This window comes from Ferrovibrio sp. GW821-FHT12E11 (genome assembly GCF_058806975.1).
On record NZ_JBXAQG010000001.1, the window covers coordinates 2,434,720 to 2,450,678 of the forward strand.

The 15,959-nt window shown below is 63.7% G+C and carries 19 protein-coding genes; 10 read left to right on the forward strand and 9 right to left on the reverse strand.

Annotation, left to right across the window (positions count from 1 at the left end; genetic code table 11):
* Positions 1-90 precede the first annotated feature (90 nt).
* Positions 91-1,017 (forward strand): hypothetical protein, encoded by a 927-nt coding sequence (locus AC1ROT_RS12215; RefSeq protein WP_492999281.1) that lies wholly within the window; start codon positions 91-93, stop codon positions 1,015-1,017.
* Positions 1,018-1,038: 21 nt separating this feature from the next.
* On the opposite strand, the gene AC1ROT_RS12220 is transcribed toward AC1ROT_RS12215, so the two are convergent.
* The 5 genes from AC1ROT_RS12220 to AC1ROT_RS12240 form a co-directional block, all read right to left on the reverse strand.
* A complete protein-coding gene (locus AC1ROT_RS12220) occupies positions 1,039-1,491 on the reverse strand; it encodes a PaaI family thioesterase (RefSeq protein ID WP_492999282.1) in 453 nt (150 codons plus the stop codon).
* A 286-nt stretch (positions 1,492-1,777) separates the two neighbouring features.
* On the reverse strand, positions 1,778-3,256 hold the full coding sequence (locus AC1ROT_RS12225) for a tripartite tricarboxylate transporter permease (RefSeq protein ID WP_492999283.1): 1,479 nt from the start codon (positions 3,254-3,256) through the stop codon (positions 1,778-1,780).
* On the reverse strand, positions 3,256-3,744 hold the full coding sequence (locus AC1ROT_RS12230; RefSeq protein ID WP_492999284.1) for a tripartite tricarboxylate transporter TctB family protein: 489 nt from the start codon (positions 3,742-3,744) through the stop codon (positions 3,256-3,258). The genes AC1ROT_RS12225 and AC1ROT_RS12230 overlap by 1 nt, the downstream gene beginning before the upstream one ends.
* Positions 3,744-4,721 (reverse strand): Bug family tripartite tricarboxylate transporter substrate binding protein, encoded by a 978-nt coding sequence (locus tag AC1ROT_RS12235; RefSeq protein WP_492973502.1) that lies wholly within the window; start codon positions 4,719-4,721, stop codon positions 3,744-3,746. The genes AC1ROT_RS12230 and AC1ROT_RS12235 overlap by 1 nt, the downstream gene beginning before the upstream one ends.
* Positions 4,722-4,831: 110 nt before the next feature.
* On the reverse strand, positions 4,832-6,550 hold the full coding sequence (locus AC1ROT_RS12240; RefSeq protein ID WP_492999285.1) for a sensor histidine kinase: 1,719 nt from the start codon (positions 6,548-6,550) through the stop codon (positions 4,832-4,834).
* A 134-nt stretch (positions 6,551-6,684) separates the two neighbouring features.
* Here AC1ROT_RS12240 and AC1ROT_RS12245 point away from each other — a divergent pair, with 134 nt between their 5' ends.
* From AC1ROT_RS12245 to AC1ROT_RS12260, 4 genes are read left to right on the forward strand one after another with little or no spacing between them, the layout of a single operon-like run.
* Positions 6,685-8,001, forward strand: coding sequence for a deoxyguanosinetriphosphate triphosphohydrolase (locus AC1ROT_RS12245; protein ID WP_492999286.1), 1,317 nt, complete (start codon positions 6,685-6,687; stop codon positions 7,999-8,001).
* 20 nt (positions 8,002-8,021) lie between these two features.
* Complete coding sequence (locus AC1ROT_RS12250) at positions 8,022-8,624, forward strand: 2-hydroxychromene-2-carboxylate isomerase (protein WP_492999287.1); 603 nt, start codon at positions 8,022-8,024, stop codon at positions 8,622-8,624.
* Between the two features lie 4 nt (positions 8,625-8,628).
* Positions 8,629-9,126, forward strand: coding sequence for a cell wall hydrolase (locus AC1ROT_RS12255; protein ID WP_492999288.1), 498 nt, complete (start codon positions 8,629-8,631; stop codon positions 9,124-9,126).
* Between the two features lie 11 nt (positions 9,127-9,137).
* Positions 9,138-9,545: a carboxymuconolactone decarboxylase family protein gene (locus tag AC1ROT_RS12260; protein WP_492999291.1), complete on the forward strand. Its 408-nt coding sequence runs from the start codon at positions 9,138-9,140 to the stop codon at positions 9,543-9,545.
* Between the two features lie 4 nt (positions 9,546-9,549).
* On the opposite strand, the gene AC1ROT_RS12265 is transcribed toward AC1ROT_RS12260, so the two are convergent.
* The gene (locus tag AC1ROT_RS12265) at positions 9,550-9,987 is read right to left on the reverse strand and encodes an EamA family transporter (protein ID WP_492999292.1); all 438 of its coding nucleotides are present in this window, start codon (positions 9,985-9,987) and stop codon (positions 9,550-9,552) included.
* A 107-nt stretch (positions 9,988-10,094) separates the two neighbouring features.
* Between AC1ROT_RS12265 and AC1ROT_RS12270 the strand changes: the two genes are divergently transcribed.
* A complete protein-coding gene (locus tag AC1ROT_RS12270; protein WP_492999295.1) occupies positions 10,095-10,430 on the forward strand; it encodes an ArsR/SmtB family transcription factor in 336 nt (111 codons plus the stop codon).
* Positions 10,427-10,990, forward strand: coding sequence for an SRPBCC family protein (locus AC1ROT_RS12275; RefSeq protein WP_492999297.1), 564 nt, complete (start codon positions 10,427-10,429; stop codon positions 10,988-10,990). The genes AC1ROT_RS12270 and AC1ROT_RS12275 overlap by 4 nt, the downstream gene beginning before the upstream one ends.
* A gap of 66 nt (positions 10,991-11,056) precedes the next feature.
* Here the strand turns inward: AC1ROT_RS12275 and aptA are convergent, their stop codons facing one another.
* Positions 11,057-12,406, reverse strand: coding sequence for an omega-aminotransferase AptA (gene aptA, locus AC1ROT_RS12280; RefSeq protein WP_492999299.1), 1,350 nt, complete (start codon positions 12,404-12,406; stop codon positions 11,057-11,059).
* Positions 12,407-12,574: 168 nt separating this feature from the next.
* On the opposite strand from aptA, the gene AC1ROT_RS12285 reads away from it, so the two are divergent.
* Entirely contained in the window at positions 12,575-13,126 is a 552-nt protein-coding gene (locus AC1ROT_RS12285) for a cupin domain-containing protein (protein WP_492999300.1), read from the forward strand.
* 4 nt (positions 13,127-13,130) lie between these two features.
* Here the strand turns inward: AC1ROT_RS12285 and AC1ROT_RS12290 are convergent, their stop codons facing one another.
* Positions 13,131-13,484, reverse strand: coding sequence for a RidA family protein (locus AC1ROT_RS12290; RefSeq protein ID WP_492999303.1), 354 nt, complete (start codon positions 13,482-13,484; stop codon positions 13,131-13,133).
* Positions 13,485-13,488: 4 nt separating this feature from the next.
* Positions 13,489-13,842 carry a RidA family protein gene (locus AC1ROT_RS12295; RefSeq protein WP_492973490.1) on the reverse strand — a complete coding sequence of 118 codons (354 nt, stop codon included), beginning with the start codon at positions 13,840-13,842 and terminating at the stop codon, positions 13,489-13,491.
* A gap of 207 nt (positions 13,843-14,049) precedes the next feature.
* Here AC1ROT_RS12295 and AC1ROT_RS12300 point away from each other — a divergent pair, with 207 nt between their 5' ends.
* Both AC1ROT_RS12300 and AC1ROT_RS12305 read left to right on the forward strand, forming a co-directional pair.
* A complete protein-coding gene (locus AC1ROT_RS12300) occupies positions 14,050-14,589 on the forward strand; it encodes a TRAP transporter small permease (protein ID WP_492973489.1) in 540 nt (179 codons plus the stop codon).
* Between the two features lie 10 nt (positions 14,590-14,599).
* On the forward strand, positions 14,600-15,919 hold the full coding sequence (locus AC1ROT_RS12305) for a TRAP transporter large permease (protein WP_492973488.1): 1,320 nt from the start codon (positions 14,600-14,602) through the stop codon (positions 15,917-15,919).
* The last annotated feature ends 40 nt before the right edge of the window (positions 15,920-15,959 follow it).

Sequence of the window (15,959 nt, forward strand, 5' to 3'; positions counted from 1 at the left end):
TCTTTGGGGCCAGCGCGCCATTGCATCGCCCGATTCCTGCCGCTTTTCTGCGTTTACACTAGATTAGACGATTCCGTGTGGAGCCATCCCATGACGAACCGCCCCCTTCTTGCCGGATTGATGCTGACGGCCGCCGCTTTCGCGATGCCGTTTTCAGCGCCGATGGTTCATGCCCAGACTCTTGCCGCGCCGTCGGCCGCCGAGGCTGACGGGACCGAGGACATGACCGATGGCGCCACCATCGTGCGCGGCAAATACGCCGCCGGCGACGCCAGAGCCGACTGGGAAGCCGCGATCCAGAAGGGCAAGCCCGAGCGCATTGCCGAATGGCGCGACTATGGCGACAACGGCAATGCCAATGTGGTCTTCACCTTCCATAACGGCGACCTGATGCATTATGGCGAGCATGGCCGTCGCCGCGGCGGCCAGGCCGGATCGATGGACGGCTTCCGCCGCATCGAGCTGAACCTGTCTTTCTCGCAGGGTAAATTCACCGGCGGCCGCAAGATGGTGGACGGTATCGAGACCGAGCCGACCGAAGCCGAAATCCGCGGCGCCAATCTGCAGGCGCTGGCCGCGCTGGAGCGGCTGGCCACCGTGAAGCCGGCCTTCTCGGAATCGCGCCAGACCGGTTTCTCCATCGCTTCCATCCCGCAGCCCGCGCCCGCCTCTGCGGAAGCGCGCAAGCTGGCAGGCGAGGGCGGCGAGATTGTCTTCCGCTGCTCGGATACGCTGCATGCCTTGCTGGGTGCGGCGCAGGACCGGCTGGTGGTGGAAACCGCGGGCCGCGATCCGGTGGTGTTGCAGCGCCAGCAGCCTGGCGCGCGCTACGACTATTTCGGCGCCGGCTGGGGCGCCGAGCGCAGCGGCGAGGTGCTGCGGCTGCAGGATTCGGGCGGCCGCGCCCAGGTCTGCCGCATCGTGTCGGCCGGCGCGCCGCCAGCCTCGCTGCCGCCAGGAAATGCGGGCGACGCCAATGCGCCGCTGCCCAGCGTCACCGTTCCACAGAACCGGTAAGCCAGAATCTGTAAGCTTGGCCTAACCGGCCGGCTTGTCGCGAATGCTGAATGTAGCGCTGACAGTGCTGACCGCTGTGTCACCAATGCGCAGTTCGCAGGTCACCACGGCGAATTTGGACTTCTTTGTTTGAAAGTCAGTCAAGTGCGCCTCCAGCCAGGCGCCCATCGGCACGGGTGAATCGTAACTCAGTGAGAGTTCCTTGGTTCGCACCGACTGCGTTTCGGGCCGCCGTTCATAAACGAAGCAGGCGGCGAAATAGTCGGCCAGGGTGGCGAGGAAACCGCCATGGCCGGTGCCGTAGCGGTTGGTGTGCTTCGGCCGCACGTGCAGGCCGTAGACCGGATCGGTGCCTGCCTCGCCGCCACGCTTATAGACTTTGCCGATGGCGTGGAAATAGGGCGAAGGCGATCGCGGCAGGGCGGTGAAGCCCGGCGGCACCGGATGGGGTTTGCGGGAAGTGCGGCGTGTCATCGCAGCCTTGATGGCTTATGCGCCTGACGAAGGCAAGCCATGCGATTCAGACAAGGCTGGGCACAAAAAAATTGAGAGGCGATCCGGGGGGAAGATCGCCTCTCAAGGGGGGGTATTCATTGGGGGAGGAAAATAAGAAATGAAGCGACTCTGCAAAATCTCTTCATCTCATGGTTCTTATATAGGCGCTTCCTGCCCAGCGCGCAGTGATGGCGGTCACGATTTTTCGCGCCCCGAAATTCCCCTGGAATCTGTCCGTTTACGCGAGTGTGAGGCGCGCGGTTAATCAGCGGTTGCGCAAGCGCAGCAGCAGCGGCGTGACCAGCAACAGAACTGCAATAATCAGCAGCGTGAGGCTCAGCGGCCGCGTGACAAACGTGCTCAGGTCGCCGGCCGAGATCGTCATCGCACGCCGGAATTCCTGTTCTGCAAACGGCCCGAGGATCATGCCGATCACGGTGGGCGCGGTGGGAAAATCAAAACGCCGCATCAGATAACCGACGACGCCGATCAGATACAGCAGCACCAAGTCGACCCAGGACTGACTGATGCCGTATGTACCGATCGTCGCAAAAACAAGAATGCCGCCATACAGCCATGGCGAGGGGATCGACAGGATCTTCGCCCACAGGCCGGCTAGCGGCAGGTTAAGGATCAGCAGCATCACATTGCCGACATAGAGCGAAGCGATCAGGCCCCAGACCAGCTCGGGCTGGCTCTGCAGCAGCTGCGGACCGGGATTGATGCCGTAGGACTGGAAGGCCGAGAGCATGATCGCCGCCGTCGCCGAGGTCGGCAGGCCCAGCGCCAGCATCGGTACCAGCACACCGGCCGCAGACGCGTTGTTGGCAGCTTCCGGTCCGGCCACACCCTCGATGGCGCCATGGCCGAATTCTTCCGGATGCTTGGAGAGTTTCTTTTCCAGGAAATAGCTGACGAAGGTTGGCACTTCGGCGCCGCCGGCCGGCAGCGCGCCGAAGGGGAAGCCGAGGAAGCTGCCGCGCAGCCAGGGCTTCCACGAGCGCTGCCAGTCTTCCTTGGTCATATAGGCACGGCCTTTCAGCGGTACCAGCGTGACTTCCGATTTCGGCCGGCCGGCGAGATACAGCGTTTCGCCCACCGCGAACAGTCCGACGGCGACGACGATCACGTTGATGCCGTCCAGCAGTTCCGGCAGGCCCAGCGTGAAGCGCGGCTGGCCGGTCTGCAGGTCGATGCCGACCAGGCCGAGCAGGATGCCGAAGGCCAGCGCCGTCAGGCCGCGCAGCACCGAGGTGCCCAGCACGGCGGAAACCGCGATGAAGGCCACCACCATCAGCGAGAAGTAATCCGCCGGCCCGAAGCGCAGTGCGAATTCCACCAGCGGCGGCGCGACAAAGGTCAGCCCCAGCGTGCCGATGGTGCCGGCGACGAAGCTGCCGATGGCGGCGGTGGCCAGGGCTGCCGCCGCGCGGCCCTTCTTGGCCATCTTGTGGCCTTCGAGTGCAGTGATGATGGTGGCGCTTTCGCCCGGCGTGTTGAGCAGGATCGATGTGGTGCTGCCGCCATACATGGCGCCGTAATAGATGCCGGCGAACAGGATGAAGGCGGCGGTGGCCGGCACGCTGAAGGTGATCGGCAGCAGCAGCGCGATGGTCAGTGCCGGCCCCAGGCCCGGCAGCACGCCGATGGCGGTACCCAATGTGACGCCGACCAGCGCCCACATTAGGTTCATCGGCTGCAACGCGACGGCGAAGCCGCCGGCCAGCAGGGAGAGGGTATCCATCAGGTGCCGCCTTCCAGCAGGGCGGGCAGCAGGCTGCTCTCGCCGATATTGATGCCCAGCAGTTGCGCGAAGCCGAAATAGGCGACGCCTGCGAAGACCAGCCCGATCAGCACATCGCGCGCCGGCCGCGTGCTGCCGAAGGCGCGGGCCGTGCAGGCGAACAGCAGCGTGGAGGCGGGGATGAAGCCCAGTGGTCCGATCAGGCCGATGTTGAGCACCAGCCCGAGCAGCAGCCAACCGAGCGCGCGGACATCCAGCACGGTTTCGGTTTCTTCCGGCGGGCTGGTCCACAACCCGGTCCAGACCTGCACGATCAGGCCAAGGCCCAGCGCGATCAGCAGCGCGCTGGCCAGATAGGCGACCAGCGTGGGGCCGACCTGCGCATACATCGGCGAGACCGGAATCTGGGTGGTCTCGTACAGCGCCAGGAAGCCCAGTGCGATGACGCCGATGGCGACGGCCGTCTCCGGCTTGGCGAGGCGCTGCATCAGGCCAGGCCGATGTCCTTCAGGATGCCCTCGATGCGCGCATTCTCTTCGGCGATGTATTTCCCGTAAGGCTCGCCGGCCAGGAACACATCGGTCCATTCGCGCGTCTTGAGCTGTTCCTTCCACGGCGCGCTGGCATTCATCCTGGTCATCAGCTCGATCATCGCGGCCTTGTCGGCATCCTTGACGCCCGGCGGGGCGAAGACGCCGCGCCAGTTGTACAGCACGACATCGAAGCCCTGCTCCTTGATGGTGGGCACATCGACGCCCGGCTCGCGCTTCTCGGCCGAGATCGCCAGCGCGCGCAGCTTGCCAGCCTTGATCTGCTCGCTGAATTCGCCCCAACCGGAAACGCCACAGGTCACCTGCGCGCCCAGCAGGGCCGCCTGGGCCGGGCCGCCGCCCGAGTAGGCCACATACGACACCTTCTTGGCATCGCCGCCGGCCGCCTTGGCCAGCATGCCGGCCAGGATATGGTCAGTGCCGCCGGCCGAACCGCCGGCCCAGCTCACCTTGCTCGGATCCGCCTTGAAGGCGGCCATCAGGTCGCCCAGCGTCTTGTGCGGCGAATTCGGCGGCACGACGATCACTTCGAACTCGCCGGTCAGGCGGGCGATCGGTGTGGTCTGCGTGATCTTCACCGGCGACTTGTTGGTGATCAGCGCGCCCACCATCACCATGCCGGCGACCATCAGCGCGTTGCCCTGGCCTTTCCACTGGTTGACGAACTGCGGCAGGCCGACAGCGCCGCCGGCGCCACCGACATTGGTCACCTGCGCGCCCTTGATCAGGTTCGCCGATTTCAGCGCCAGTTCCATGCTGCGCGCGGTCTGATCCCAGCCGCCGCCCGGATTGGCCGGCACGAACAGTTTCAGACTGTCGACCTGGGCGCGGGCATCACGCATGAAAGCGGGCATGACGGCGGCGGCAGTACCAGCACAGAGGGTGGACTGCAGAAAGCTGCGGCGGTTTATCATGGTTTCTCTCCCAGAGACGGCGTTTGTTTGATAGTGGCAGTAGAGCCGCCTAGGGCAAGCGAAAACAAGGAAATACGCCGTAAAATTTTGCACTCAGGGGACGGCGCGACTCAGGCCGGCAGGGCGATTTCCACGGTAGTGCCCATGCCGGGCGCGCTGCGGATGTCCAGGCGGCCACCATGCATCTCGACCAGGGTGCGGCAGATCGAAAGGCCCAGGCCGGCGCCGCTGTTCGGCCGGGTGCGATACACATCGGAACGGTAAAGCGGCTGCACGACGGCGCGGCTTTCCGCTTCGCTCATGCCGACCCCCGTATCGGCCACCTGGATGCGGACCACGCCATTGCTGCTGTCGGCCCGGATGGTCACGCTGCCGCCGGGCAAACTGAACTTCACCGCATTGCCCAGCAGATTGATCAGAATCTGGGTCAGCGCGCGTTCGTCGACGCGAACCAGCAGCGGCTGCGGCTCGTAATGCAGGGTCACCTGGGCCTGGCGCGCCTGTGGCTGCACCATGGCCATGGCGCTGGCCACAATCTGATCGAAGCTGCAGTCCTCGATATTCATTTCCAGCCGGCCGCTTTCCAGGCGCGACAGATCGAGGATGTCGTTGACCAGGCGCAGCAGATGCTCACCCGATTCCCGGATGTTGACGGCATACTCTCCCTGGCGCTGCGACAGCGGCCCGGCATAACCGGCCGCCATCATGTCGGCAAAACCGATGATGGCATTCAGCGGCGTACGCAGCTCGTGGCTCATATGGGCGAGGAAGCTGGTCTTGGCGCGGCTGGCGCTTTCGGCGGCCTCGCGCTGGTCGATCAGCATGGCCTCGGTTTCTTTCAGCCGGGTGATGTCGACGCCGCAGGTGACAATGCCGGCGATGCGGCCGTCGGTGTCGCGCAACGGCACTTTCATCGCCCAGATGACGATGCTGCGGCCGTCCGGTCCGGTCCAGGCCTGCTCCATATGGGATGACTCGCCGGTTTCCAGGATGCGGCGGTCGACATCCTCGATCACCTTGGCGGCATCGGCACCGACGATGTCCGACCAGCTGCGGCCGATATAATTCTGGTCATAAGCCTGACGCAGTTCGCGCATGCGCCGGTTCATGATGCGATAGCGCAGGCTGCTGTCCTTGTAGGTCATCGTCGCCGGCATGGTGTCGAGCACGGTTTCGAAGAAGCGCAGGGTCTCCTGTTCTGCAGCGCGCGCCTGTACTTCGCGTTGGCGCGCATTGTCGAACTCGATCATCACCAGGCCCAGGCCGGTGAGCAGGTTGAGGAAGATGCCGAGCGAGAACGTGGAGACCTGAACCATGCCCTGGCCCTGCAGTTGCAGCGCCACGCCGATCACCAGCAGGGCGCGCCCGGTCAGCAACAGGCCGGTGAAAGTGTAGAAGATCGAGCGGCGGTGTCGCAGGACGGTGACGCCGGCATAGAACACGATCAGGCTGCTCAGGCCCGGCGAGATCGTGGCGTAGAGCGAGCCGCTCACCTCGCGCAGCACCAGCACAATGATGAAGACCACGATGGTGGCGATGCCGGCATGCCACAGCCGGTCGGATCGCCCGGTCAGAACACGGATGCCCGATGCCAGCATCACGGCCCAGAGCAGGTTGCCGAAGACGGCGAGCCAGCGCAGCGCCAACGGCTGGGTCTCGACCTGGTTGCTCAGGCCGAGCGTGGCCAGCGAAACCGCGATGCCGATATGAGCGATGCCCCAGAACAGCAGGTGCCGTCCGCCCTCGAATCGGCGCCATGTCAGCAGGCAGATCAAGGCAACGACCAGCGGCGCGGCAATGGCGGTAATGGCTATGGTCGTGTCGAGCATGAGCGGCGTGGCGTTTCCTGTTCGCCCTACTCTAGGGGGCAAGGGCATTGCATTTCCATTAAAACCCGTGCTGCGGGCCTGCCGGTCAAGCGCTTGAAAGGCCAGCGGGTTCTCTCCACCATGGCGTCATGACAATGCAATGGTCCCGTCTGCTGTCGGCGCAGCGCCTCGGGCATGAGACCGCCGAACCGGTAACCCCGGCCCGCAACCCCTTCCAGAAGGACTGGGACCGGGTGGTGTTCTGCTCCGCCTTCCGTCGGTTGCAGGACAAGACCCAGGTCCACTCGCTGCCCGAGAGCGATTATGTGCGCAACCGGCTAACCCATTCCCTGGAAGTGTCGTCCGTGGGCCGTTCGCTCGGCGCCCAGGTCGGCCAGGTGATCGTCGATCGCCAGGGCGGCGATCTGGGGGGGCTCACCGCGGCCGAGTTCGGCCATATCGTTGCCGCGGCCTGCCTGGGTCACGATATCGGCAATCCGCCGTTTGGCCATTTCGGCGAGGCGACGGTGCAGCACTGGTTCCGCTCCGGCCCTGGCGCCGTGCTGATCGCGGCCTTGAGTGAAGCCGAACAGCGCGACTTCCTGCATTTCGAGGGGAATGCGCAGGGCTTCCGGGTGATGACGCGGCTGCAGAACTGGCGCGATGCCGGTGGCCTGCGGCTCACCTGCGCCACCCTTGCCACCTTCATGAAGTATCCCTTCGGCAGCAGCCGGGCCGATCCTGCCAAGGGCAAGTTCGGCCATTTCGTCGCCGAGACAGCCCTGTTCGAGGAAGTGGCGCGCAATGCCGGCCTGCTCAGCCTGGGCGCGGACCGGTTTGCCCGCCATCCATTGACCTATCTGGTCGAAGCGGCGGACGACATCTGCTACTCGGTGGTGGATATCGAAGATGGTTTCAAGCTCGGCCGCATCACCTTTGCCGAGGCCGAGGCGCGGCTGAAAGGCCTGCTGCAGCGGCTGCCGCCGCGCTATAGCGAAATCGAGGACGAAACCTGGAAGATCGCCTATCTGCGCGCCAAGGCGATCGGCGATCTGATCGATCTGGCGGTGAAGGTCTTCCTCGACCATGAATCCGAAATCCTGGAGGGCCGCTTCAGCGGCGACCTGCTGGCGCGCACCAGCAAGGCACCGCAACTGGAGGAGATCGCGGGTTTCACCCGTAACCGTATCTTCGAGACCCGCGAGCGTTTCCAGACCGAGGTGATGGGTGGCGAGGTGCTGGCCAGCCTGCTGGAGGCTTTTTGTGGAGCGCATCATGCGCTCGAACAGTCCGGCGGCGATGTGAAGGCATTGGCGCCGCGTCACCGCGCCCTTCTGCGCCTGATGCCGCAGCAACCAAAGCCCGGCGCCAGCCGTTATGACTGGCTGCTCAGCGTTACCGATTTCATCAGCGGCATGACCGATTCTTACGCACTGCGGCAGTTCCAGCGACTGCGCGGCTTGCAGGACTGAAAAAAACTCCGGAGGATCCCATGGCGGCGCATATCGATTATTACACCTTCCTCGCATCACCCTGGGCCTATCTCGGTTCCAGGCGCTTCGAAGCTATCGTCGCCAAGCACAAGGCCACCGTGCGCATCGTGCCGGCATCGGCCCTGACGGTATTCGGCGAATCCGGTGGCTTGCCGCTGGCCAAACGGGCACCGCAGCGCCGTTCCTATCGTGATGTGGAGCTGAAGCGCTGGCGCGAGTATCTCAATATGCCGCTGCATCTGATGCCGAGCAGTTTCCCCGTCGATGAAAGCCTGGCGGCGCGGCTGGTGGTGGCGGCGCGCGACGACGGCGCTAATGGCGTCGGACTCGCTCATGCGGTCATGCATGCGATCTGGGCCGAGGATCGCAACATCGCCGATCCGGAAGTGCTGGAAGAACTGATCGTCGAATGCGGCCTCGACCCGGCCAGGCTGTTCAAGGCCGCCGACAGTGCAGCTGTGCAGGCTGCCTACGCGGATGGCACGCGGCAGGCCATCGATGCCCAGGTGTTCGGTGCGCCGACCTATATCCTGAATGGCGAGCGCTACTGGGGTCAGGATCGGCTGGACTTTCTGGATCGCGCGCTGGCGAAGGCGGGGTAAGACGATGCGCCGGCTGGCGGTCGGTGTTCTGTTCGCGGTGTTGACGGCCACATCCCCGGTTTCCGCGCAGGAAACGGCCGCCCAGGTCGCGGTGGCCGAGCCGGCAAAAGCGCTGGACGACGCCACCAAATGCCTGGCGCTGGCAGTCTACTGGGAAGGCAAGACCGAAAGCCATGACGGCCAGTTGGCGGTGGCGCATACAGTGCTCAACCGGACGAAGAATCCGAAATTTCCCAATACGATCTGCGGCGTGGTCTCGCAGAAAGCCCCGCGTGGCAAGGGGTGCCAGTTTTCCTGGTGGTGCGATGGCAAGCGTGACGAACCCCAGGACGATACCGACTGGAAAGAAGCGGTCGAAAGCGCGCGCGCCGCGATGACCGGTGGGGCCAAAGACCCCACCAATGGCGCGCTGTATTTTCACAGTGCAAAAATCAAGGCGCCATCATGGGCGGCCAAGCGGAAGAAGCTGGCCCGCATCGGCGATCATGTCTTCTACCGTTGAAGGAGCGAATCATGTCGAAGGATGACGAAACCAGGGCCCTGTTCGAGGCCGGTCTGAAAGTACGGCGCGAGGTGCTGGGCGCCGACTATGTCGACGGCTCGATCGCTAAGGCCAACGATTTCATGATGGCTTTCCAGCATATCACCACCGAATGGTGCTGGGGTTATGGCTGGGATCGCCCGGGGCTCGACCGCAAGACGCGCAGTATGCTCAACCTCGCCATGCTGACGGCGCTCAACCGCGCACCGGAAATCAAGCTGCATGTGAAGGGCGCGCTGAACAACGGCGTCAGTGTCGACGAGATCAAGGAAGTGCTCCTGCACGCCACCATCTATTGCGGCATTCCTGCCGGCCTCGATGCCTTCAAGGCTGCGAACGAGGTGCTGGAAGCGGCCGGCGCGGTTTCCAAAAAAGGCTGAAACCCTAGGCCTTCCAGGCCACCAGCACGGCGCCGCCGGCGATCAGGAAAACACCCAGCCAGTTGAGCAGCGACAGGGTCTCGCCCAGCAGGACGGTGCCGAAAATGGCTACCATGACGACGCTCAGCTTGTCGACGGGCGCCACGCGGGCGGCATCACCGATCTTGAGCGCGCGGAAATAGCATAGCCAGGATGCACCGGTGGCGAGGCCGGAAAGCAGCAGGAAAATCCAGGTCCGGCTGGCGATGCTGTGCAGCGGCTGCCACTGGCCGGTGGCGAAGACGATGCCGGCGAGCAGCAGCAGGATCACCACGGTGCGCAGCAGGGTGGCGAGATCTGCAGCGATATCGCCAACGCCGATCTTGGCGAAGATGGCCGTCAGGGCGGCGAAAACCGCCGACAGCACGGCCCAGAACTGCCAACTGGAAAGCATGGATGTCATCGCGGAATTCCTCCTGCGGGTGACAGCATAGCCTGCGGAATTATGGGCCGCCCAGTGCCCTATATTTAAGTGTTTACTTATTTAAGTGAATATTATAAACAATAGCCATGCAGATTTTCACAGCCCTTGCCGACCCCACCCGCCGCCAGATCGTTGAACGCCTCGGTCACGGCGAACAGGCCGCTGGCGAAATCGCCGAACAGTTCGACATGAGCGGCCCGGCGATTTCCCAGCATCTGAAAGTGCTGCGCGAAGCGGCGCTGGTGCAGGTGCGGGTGGATGGCCAGCGTCGGATCTACCAGCTCAATCCACAGGGGCTGGGCGAAATGGATGCCTGGCTGAACAGCGTGCGGCGCTTCTGGGCGCCGAAGCTGGATGCCCTGGAGCGCGAATTACGCAAGCCCGAGACAGCGAAGAACAAAGCGAAAGGAAGCAAGAGATGAGCACGGATGTGATCGACAACAATGCCTATGGCACGGTGCTGGAATCCGGTGCGGTCCGCTTCGAACGCCTGCTGCCCGGCCCGATCGAGCGGGTCTGGGACTATCTCACCGTCCCGGAAAAGCGTGCCACCTGGCTGGCGGGCGGCGAGATGGAGCTGCATGTCGGCGGCAGGGTGACGCTGGAATTCCATAATGCCACGCTGGCGCCGGAAGGTGAGGCGGTGCCGGACTGGCTCAAGCCCTATACCGGGCCGCTGACCAATCCCGGCCGGATCACCCAGTTGGCGCCGCCACATCTGCTCGGCTTCACCTGGGGCGATGCGGGCGACGGCAGTCCGGCCTCGGAGGTGCTGTTCGAGCTGAAGGCCCGGGGCAAGAGCGTGCTGCTGTCGCTGACGCATCGCCGCCTGACCAGCAATACGGAAGGGCTGATGGTCTCCTGTGGTTGGCATGTGCATACCGGCGTGCTGGTGGCGGTGCTGAACGGCGACCCGAAGCCGCCCTACTGGAGCAAGTTCGACCAGGTGCAGCACCATTATAAAACGCTGTTCGACGTCTGAGCCGCTGCAATAAAAAAGCCCGGCCATAAGGCCGGGCTTTTCCATGGAGCGTAATCAGGCTGCGGGTCAGTTCACGCTCTGGATCGAGTCCTTCAGGATACCGAAGATGTCGTCGATATGGCCCTTGTTCAGGATCAGCGGCGGCGACAGCGCGATGGTATCGCCGGTCAGGCGGCACATCAGGCCCTTTTCATAGGCTTTTACGAAGACGTCGTAGCCGCGCTTGCCGGCGCCGTCTTCACGGGCGGCCAACTCGACGCCGGCCATGATACCGATATTGCGGATGTCGATGACGTTCTTCACGCCCTTCAGGCTGTGCACGGCCTCTTCCCAGTAGGGCGACAGCGCCTTGGCATTCTCGAAGATGCCTTCGTCGCGATAGAGATCCAGCGTGGCGATGCCGGCGGCGCAGGCCAGCGCATGAGCCGAATAGGTATAGCCGTGGAACAGTTCGATCATGTTCTCCGGGCCGCTCATGAAGGCATCGTGCACATGCTTGCGGGTAAAGACCGCAGCGGCCGGCACGGCGGCATTGGTCAGGCCCTTGGCTACCGTCATCATATCGGGGATCACGTCGAAGGTATCGGCGCCGAAGGCGGCGCCGGTGCGGCCGAAGCCACAGATCACTTCGTCGAAGATCAGCAGGATGCCATGCTTGTCGCAGATCTGGCGCAGCTTCTGCAGGTAACCCTTCGGCGGAATCAGGACGCCGGTGGAACCCGCGACAGGCTCCACGATCACGGCCGCAATCGTGCTGGCATCATGCAGCGCGACGATGCGCTCCAGATCGTCGGCCAGATGCGTGCCCCAGTCGGGCTGGCTCTTCGAGAAGGCCATGTCCTTCAGGCTGTGGGTATGTGGCAGGTGATCGACGCCGGCCAGCAGCGGGCCGAACACCTTGCGGTTCGACACGATGCCGCCCACTGAAATGCCGCCGAAGCCGACGCCGTGATAGCCACGTTCGCGACCGATCAGACGGGTGCGGGCCCCTTCGCCGCGGGCGCGGTGATAGGCGATGGCGATCTTCAATGCGGTGTCGACGGCTTCGGAGCCGGAATTGGCGAAGAAGACGTGGTTGATGTCGCCCGGCGCCAGATGGGCGAGGCGAGCGGCGAATTCAAACGCCTTGGGATGGCCCATCTGGAAGGTGGGCGCGAAATCCATTTCGGCGGCCTGCTTCTGGATTGCTTCCACGATCGGCTTGCGGCAATGGCCGGCATTGACGCACCACAGGCCAGCGCTGCCATCGAGCACCTGGCGGCCGTCATGCGTCGTGTAATGCATGTCCTTGGCGCCGACCAGCAGCCGGGGATTGGCCTTGAACTGGCGGTTCGCGGTGAAGGGCATCCACCAGGATTCCAGGTCGTTCGGCACGGCGGTGTTTTCGTTGGAAACGAGGGCGGGTTTGGCAGACATGGCAGGCTCCGGCGCGCGAGGAGAAAGGGCTCAAGCCGTATCATCGGGCGTTTCGCGATGGCGAAACAGTGCTTTTCTGCAAACGGCTAAACCCTTGATATTTATTGAATCGTGAGCAGAATGTTGACGATCCTGAACAGCGAAACGGGGGCCGGGATGGCATCTGGCATGGAAATAGACATCGGCAGCCGGCTGAAAGCGGTGCGGCTGGCGGCGAAACTGTCACAGCGGGCGCTGGCCCGCCGCGCCAACGTCACCAATGCCACCATCTCCCTGATCGAGGCAAACCAGATGAACCCGTCCGTCGGCGCGCTGAAACGCGTGCTCGATGGCCTGCCGATGTCGCTGGCGGAATTCTTCGCCATGGACGATGCGCCAGCGCCGCGCAAGGCCTTTTACGGCGCCGACGAGCTCGCGGAAGTCGGCAAGGGCAAGATCAGCTATCGTCAGGTCGGCGCCGATCTGAACGGACGCGCCCTGCAGATCCTGGTCGAACGCTATGCGCCCGGCGCCGATACCGGCCGCGTGATGCTGCGCCACGAGGGGCAGGAGGGTGGCGTCATCATCCGCGGCCGCCTCGAGGTGACGGTGGCCGACCAGGTACGGGTTCTGGGTCCGGGCGATGCCTATTATTTCGAAAGCGACCAGCCGCACCGCTTCCGCAACCTGGGCAAGGACCCCTGCGAACTGGTCAGCGCCTGCACGCCGCCCAGCTTCTGAGGGTTCAGTCCTTCGTCGCGGCCACCGCGACGATCTCCACCATATGCGGATGTTCCAGCGTGGCGCCGATGCAGGCGCGCTGCGGCGGATTATCCATGTCCACCCAGGCATCCCAGGCCGCGTTCATCTGCGGCTTAAGAGCCATGTCGCAGATATAGACGGTGCAGGAGAGCAGCCGCGATTTGTCGGTGCCGGCATCCATCAGGAAGCGCTCGATCTTGGCCAGCGTTTCCGTCGTCTGCTTGTGCATGTCGAGCTCGGTGGTATCGGCGACGGCCACGGTGAAGACCAGGTTGCCATGCGCCACGGCGCGGCTGCGGGTCGGCGTCATGCCGGTGAGGCGGGTAATCGGCAGCATGATCTCACTCCTTCGTGGACGCGGTGGCGACGATCTCGATCAGGTCGCCGTCTTCGAGGCTGGCGCCGATGCAGGCGCGCTGTGGCGGGTTCTGCATATCCACCCAGGCATCCCAAACCGCATTCATCTGCGGCTTCAGCGCCATGTCGGTGATGTAGACAATCACCGACAGCAGCCGCGACTTGTCGGTGCCGGCCTTGGCCAGCTGCGCATCCAGATTGGCCAGCGCTTCGGCGGCCTGTTTGCGCATGTCCAGCTCATAGGTATCGGCGGTGGCAACGGTGTAGACCATCTTGTTGAAGACGACGGCGCTGCTGCGGCCGGCAACGCTGCCGGGGAAACGCGTGATGGGAAGCATGGGCGGGATCCTCAGGTTGTGGCGATCGTAACCGCCGCATAAACAACTGGTGGGAAAGCAGTTTTTTAGCCATCTGCTCATCGATTGACCAGCCGCAGAAACGAACAAAGTCTTGTGCCGGTCCGGCCGATGGCTGATAAGTTGCAGCCACAATCGGTTTGTATCGGGGGTCTTATGAAAACGCAGTATGGACCTGGAGCGACCGCCGTGCGGCGCGCCCTGGACGGTCTTTATCTTGTTTGCGGCTGGGCGGCCGGTGTGCTGCTCGTGCTGATCTGCCTCATCATGCTGGTCCTGTCGGTGGGGCGCGAGATCGGCTTCTCCCTGCGCGGCGGTGACGAGATCGCGGCCTGGTTCTCCACCGCCTGCTTCGCGCTCGGCCTCGCCTATACCTTCAAGAAGGGCGAAGTGGTGCGCGTCGGCATTCTGGTTGAGCGCTTCGAAGGCGAGGCGCGCCGCTGGGCGGAGTCCCTGTGTCTGCTGATCGGCTGCATCTTCACCGGCTGGATCGCCTGGTTCTGCAGCGATTTCGTCTATGACGCCTACCGTTTCAAGGACGTGACGCCGGGTATGCTGATCCTGCCATTGTGGATCGTGCAGCTTCCGTTGGCGCTCGGCACCACGGTGCAGTTCATCGCCTTTGTCGAGCAGCTGGTGATCACGGCGCTGGGCTACAAGCCCGATTACGCGAAGGACCCGCCCAAGACCGCCGAGGAAGTCCTCGAGCGCGCCGCATCGCAGGTCTGAGGAGCGCATCATGGGTCAGATGGAGCTTTCACTCATCGTCTTGCTGTTCATGCTGCTGCTGCTTGGCACCGGCGTCTGGATCGCAATTTCACTCGCCGCCTGCGGCTGGCTCGCCATGCTGCTCTATACGCCGGCCCCGGCCGGCAAGGTGCTGGCCGTTGCCTTCTGGGATTCCAGCGCATCCTGGACACTGGCGGCCCTGCCGCTCTTCATCTGGATGGGTGAAATCCTGTTCAGGACAAAGCTATCGGAGGAAATCTTCAAGGGCCTGGCGCCCTGGCTGGGCTGGCTGCCCGGCCGCCTGATGCATGTGAATGTCATCGGCTGCGGCATTTTCGGTTCGGTCTCGGGTTCCTCGGCCGCCACCACGGCGACGATCGCCAAGATCGCCCTGCCGGAACTGAACAAGCGCGGCTATGACGAGCGCGTCTCGCTCGGCTCGCTGGCCGGTGCCGGGACGCTGGGCATCCTGATTCCGCCGTCGATCACCATGGTTGTTTATGCGGTGGCGGCCGATGTCTCGATCATCCAGCTCTTCCTCGCCGGCTTCCTGCCGGGCCTGCTGGTGATGGTGCTCTATTCGGGTTACATCGCCATCTGGTCGCTGATGAATCCCGACAAGCAGCCGCCCGACGACATGAAGGACATGACCTTCAGGGAGCGGATGCGGGAATCGAAGAACCTGATTCCGACCGCGCTGCTGATCCTGTTCATCCTGGTTACCCTGATCCTGGGCTGGGCCACGGCCACCGAATGCGCGGCCTGGGGTGTGCTGGGCTCCTTTGCCATCGCGGCCTGGTCGCGCTCGCTGACCTGGGAGAATTTCTGGCAGAGCGTCATGGGCACCGTGCGCATGACCTGCATGATCATGCTGATCCTGGCTTCGGCCGCCTTCCTGTCGAAGGCGATGGCCTATACCGGCATTCCGCGCGGTTTGGCCGATTATGTCGGCGCCCTGCAGCTCAGCCCCTACGCCCTGATCGCAGCGCTGACCATCATGTATATCCTGCTCGGCACCGCGCTGGACGGTATCTCGATGATCGTGCTGACCACGGTGGTGGTGCTGCCGCTGATCAAGCTGGCCGGCTTCGATCTGGTCTGGTTCGGCATCTTCATGATCCTGGTGATCGAGATGGCGGAGGTGTCGCCGCCTGTGGGCTTCAACCTCTTCGTGTTGCAGACCATGTCAGGACGAGACAGCCTGTTTGTGGCGAAAGCCTCGCTGCCCTTCTTCTTCCTGCTGGTGGCCGCGGTGGCGATCATCACGGTCTTCCCGGAGATCGTCTCGGTGCTGCCGAAGATGGCCTTCCCCGATTCTGCCGGCGGATAGCGGCGAACGATCACAGCCAATAAAAAAGGGCGGCCTCTCG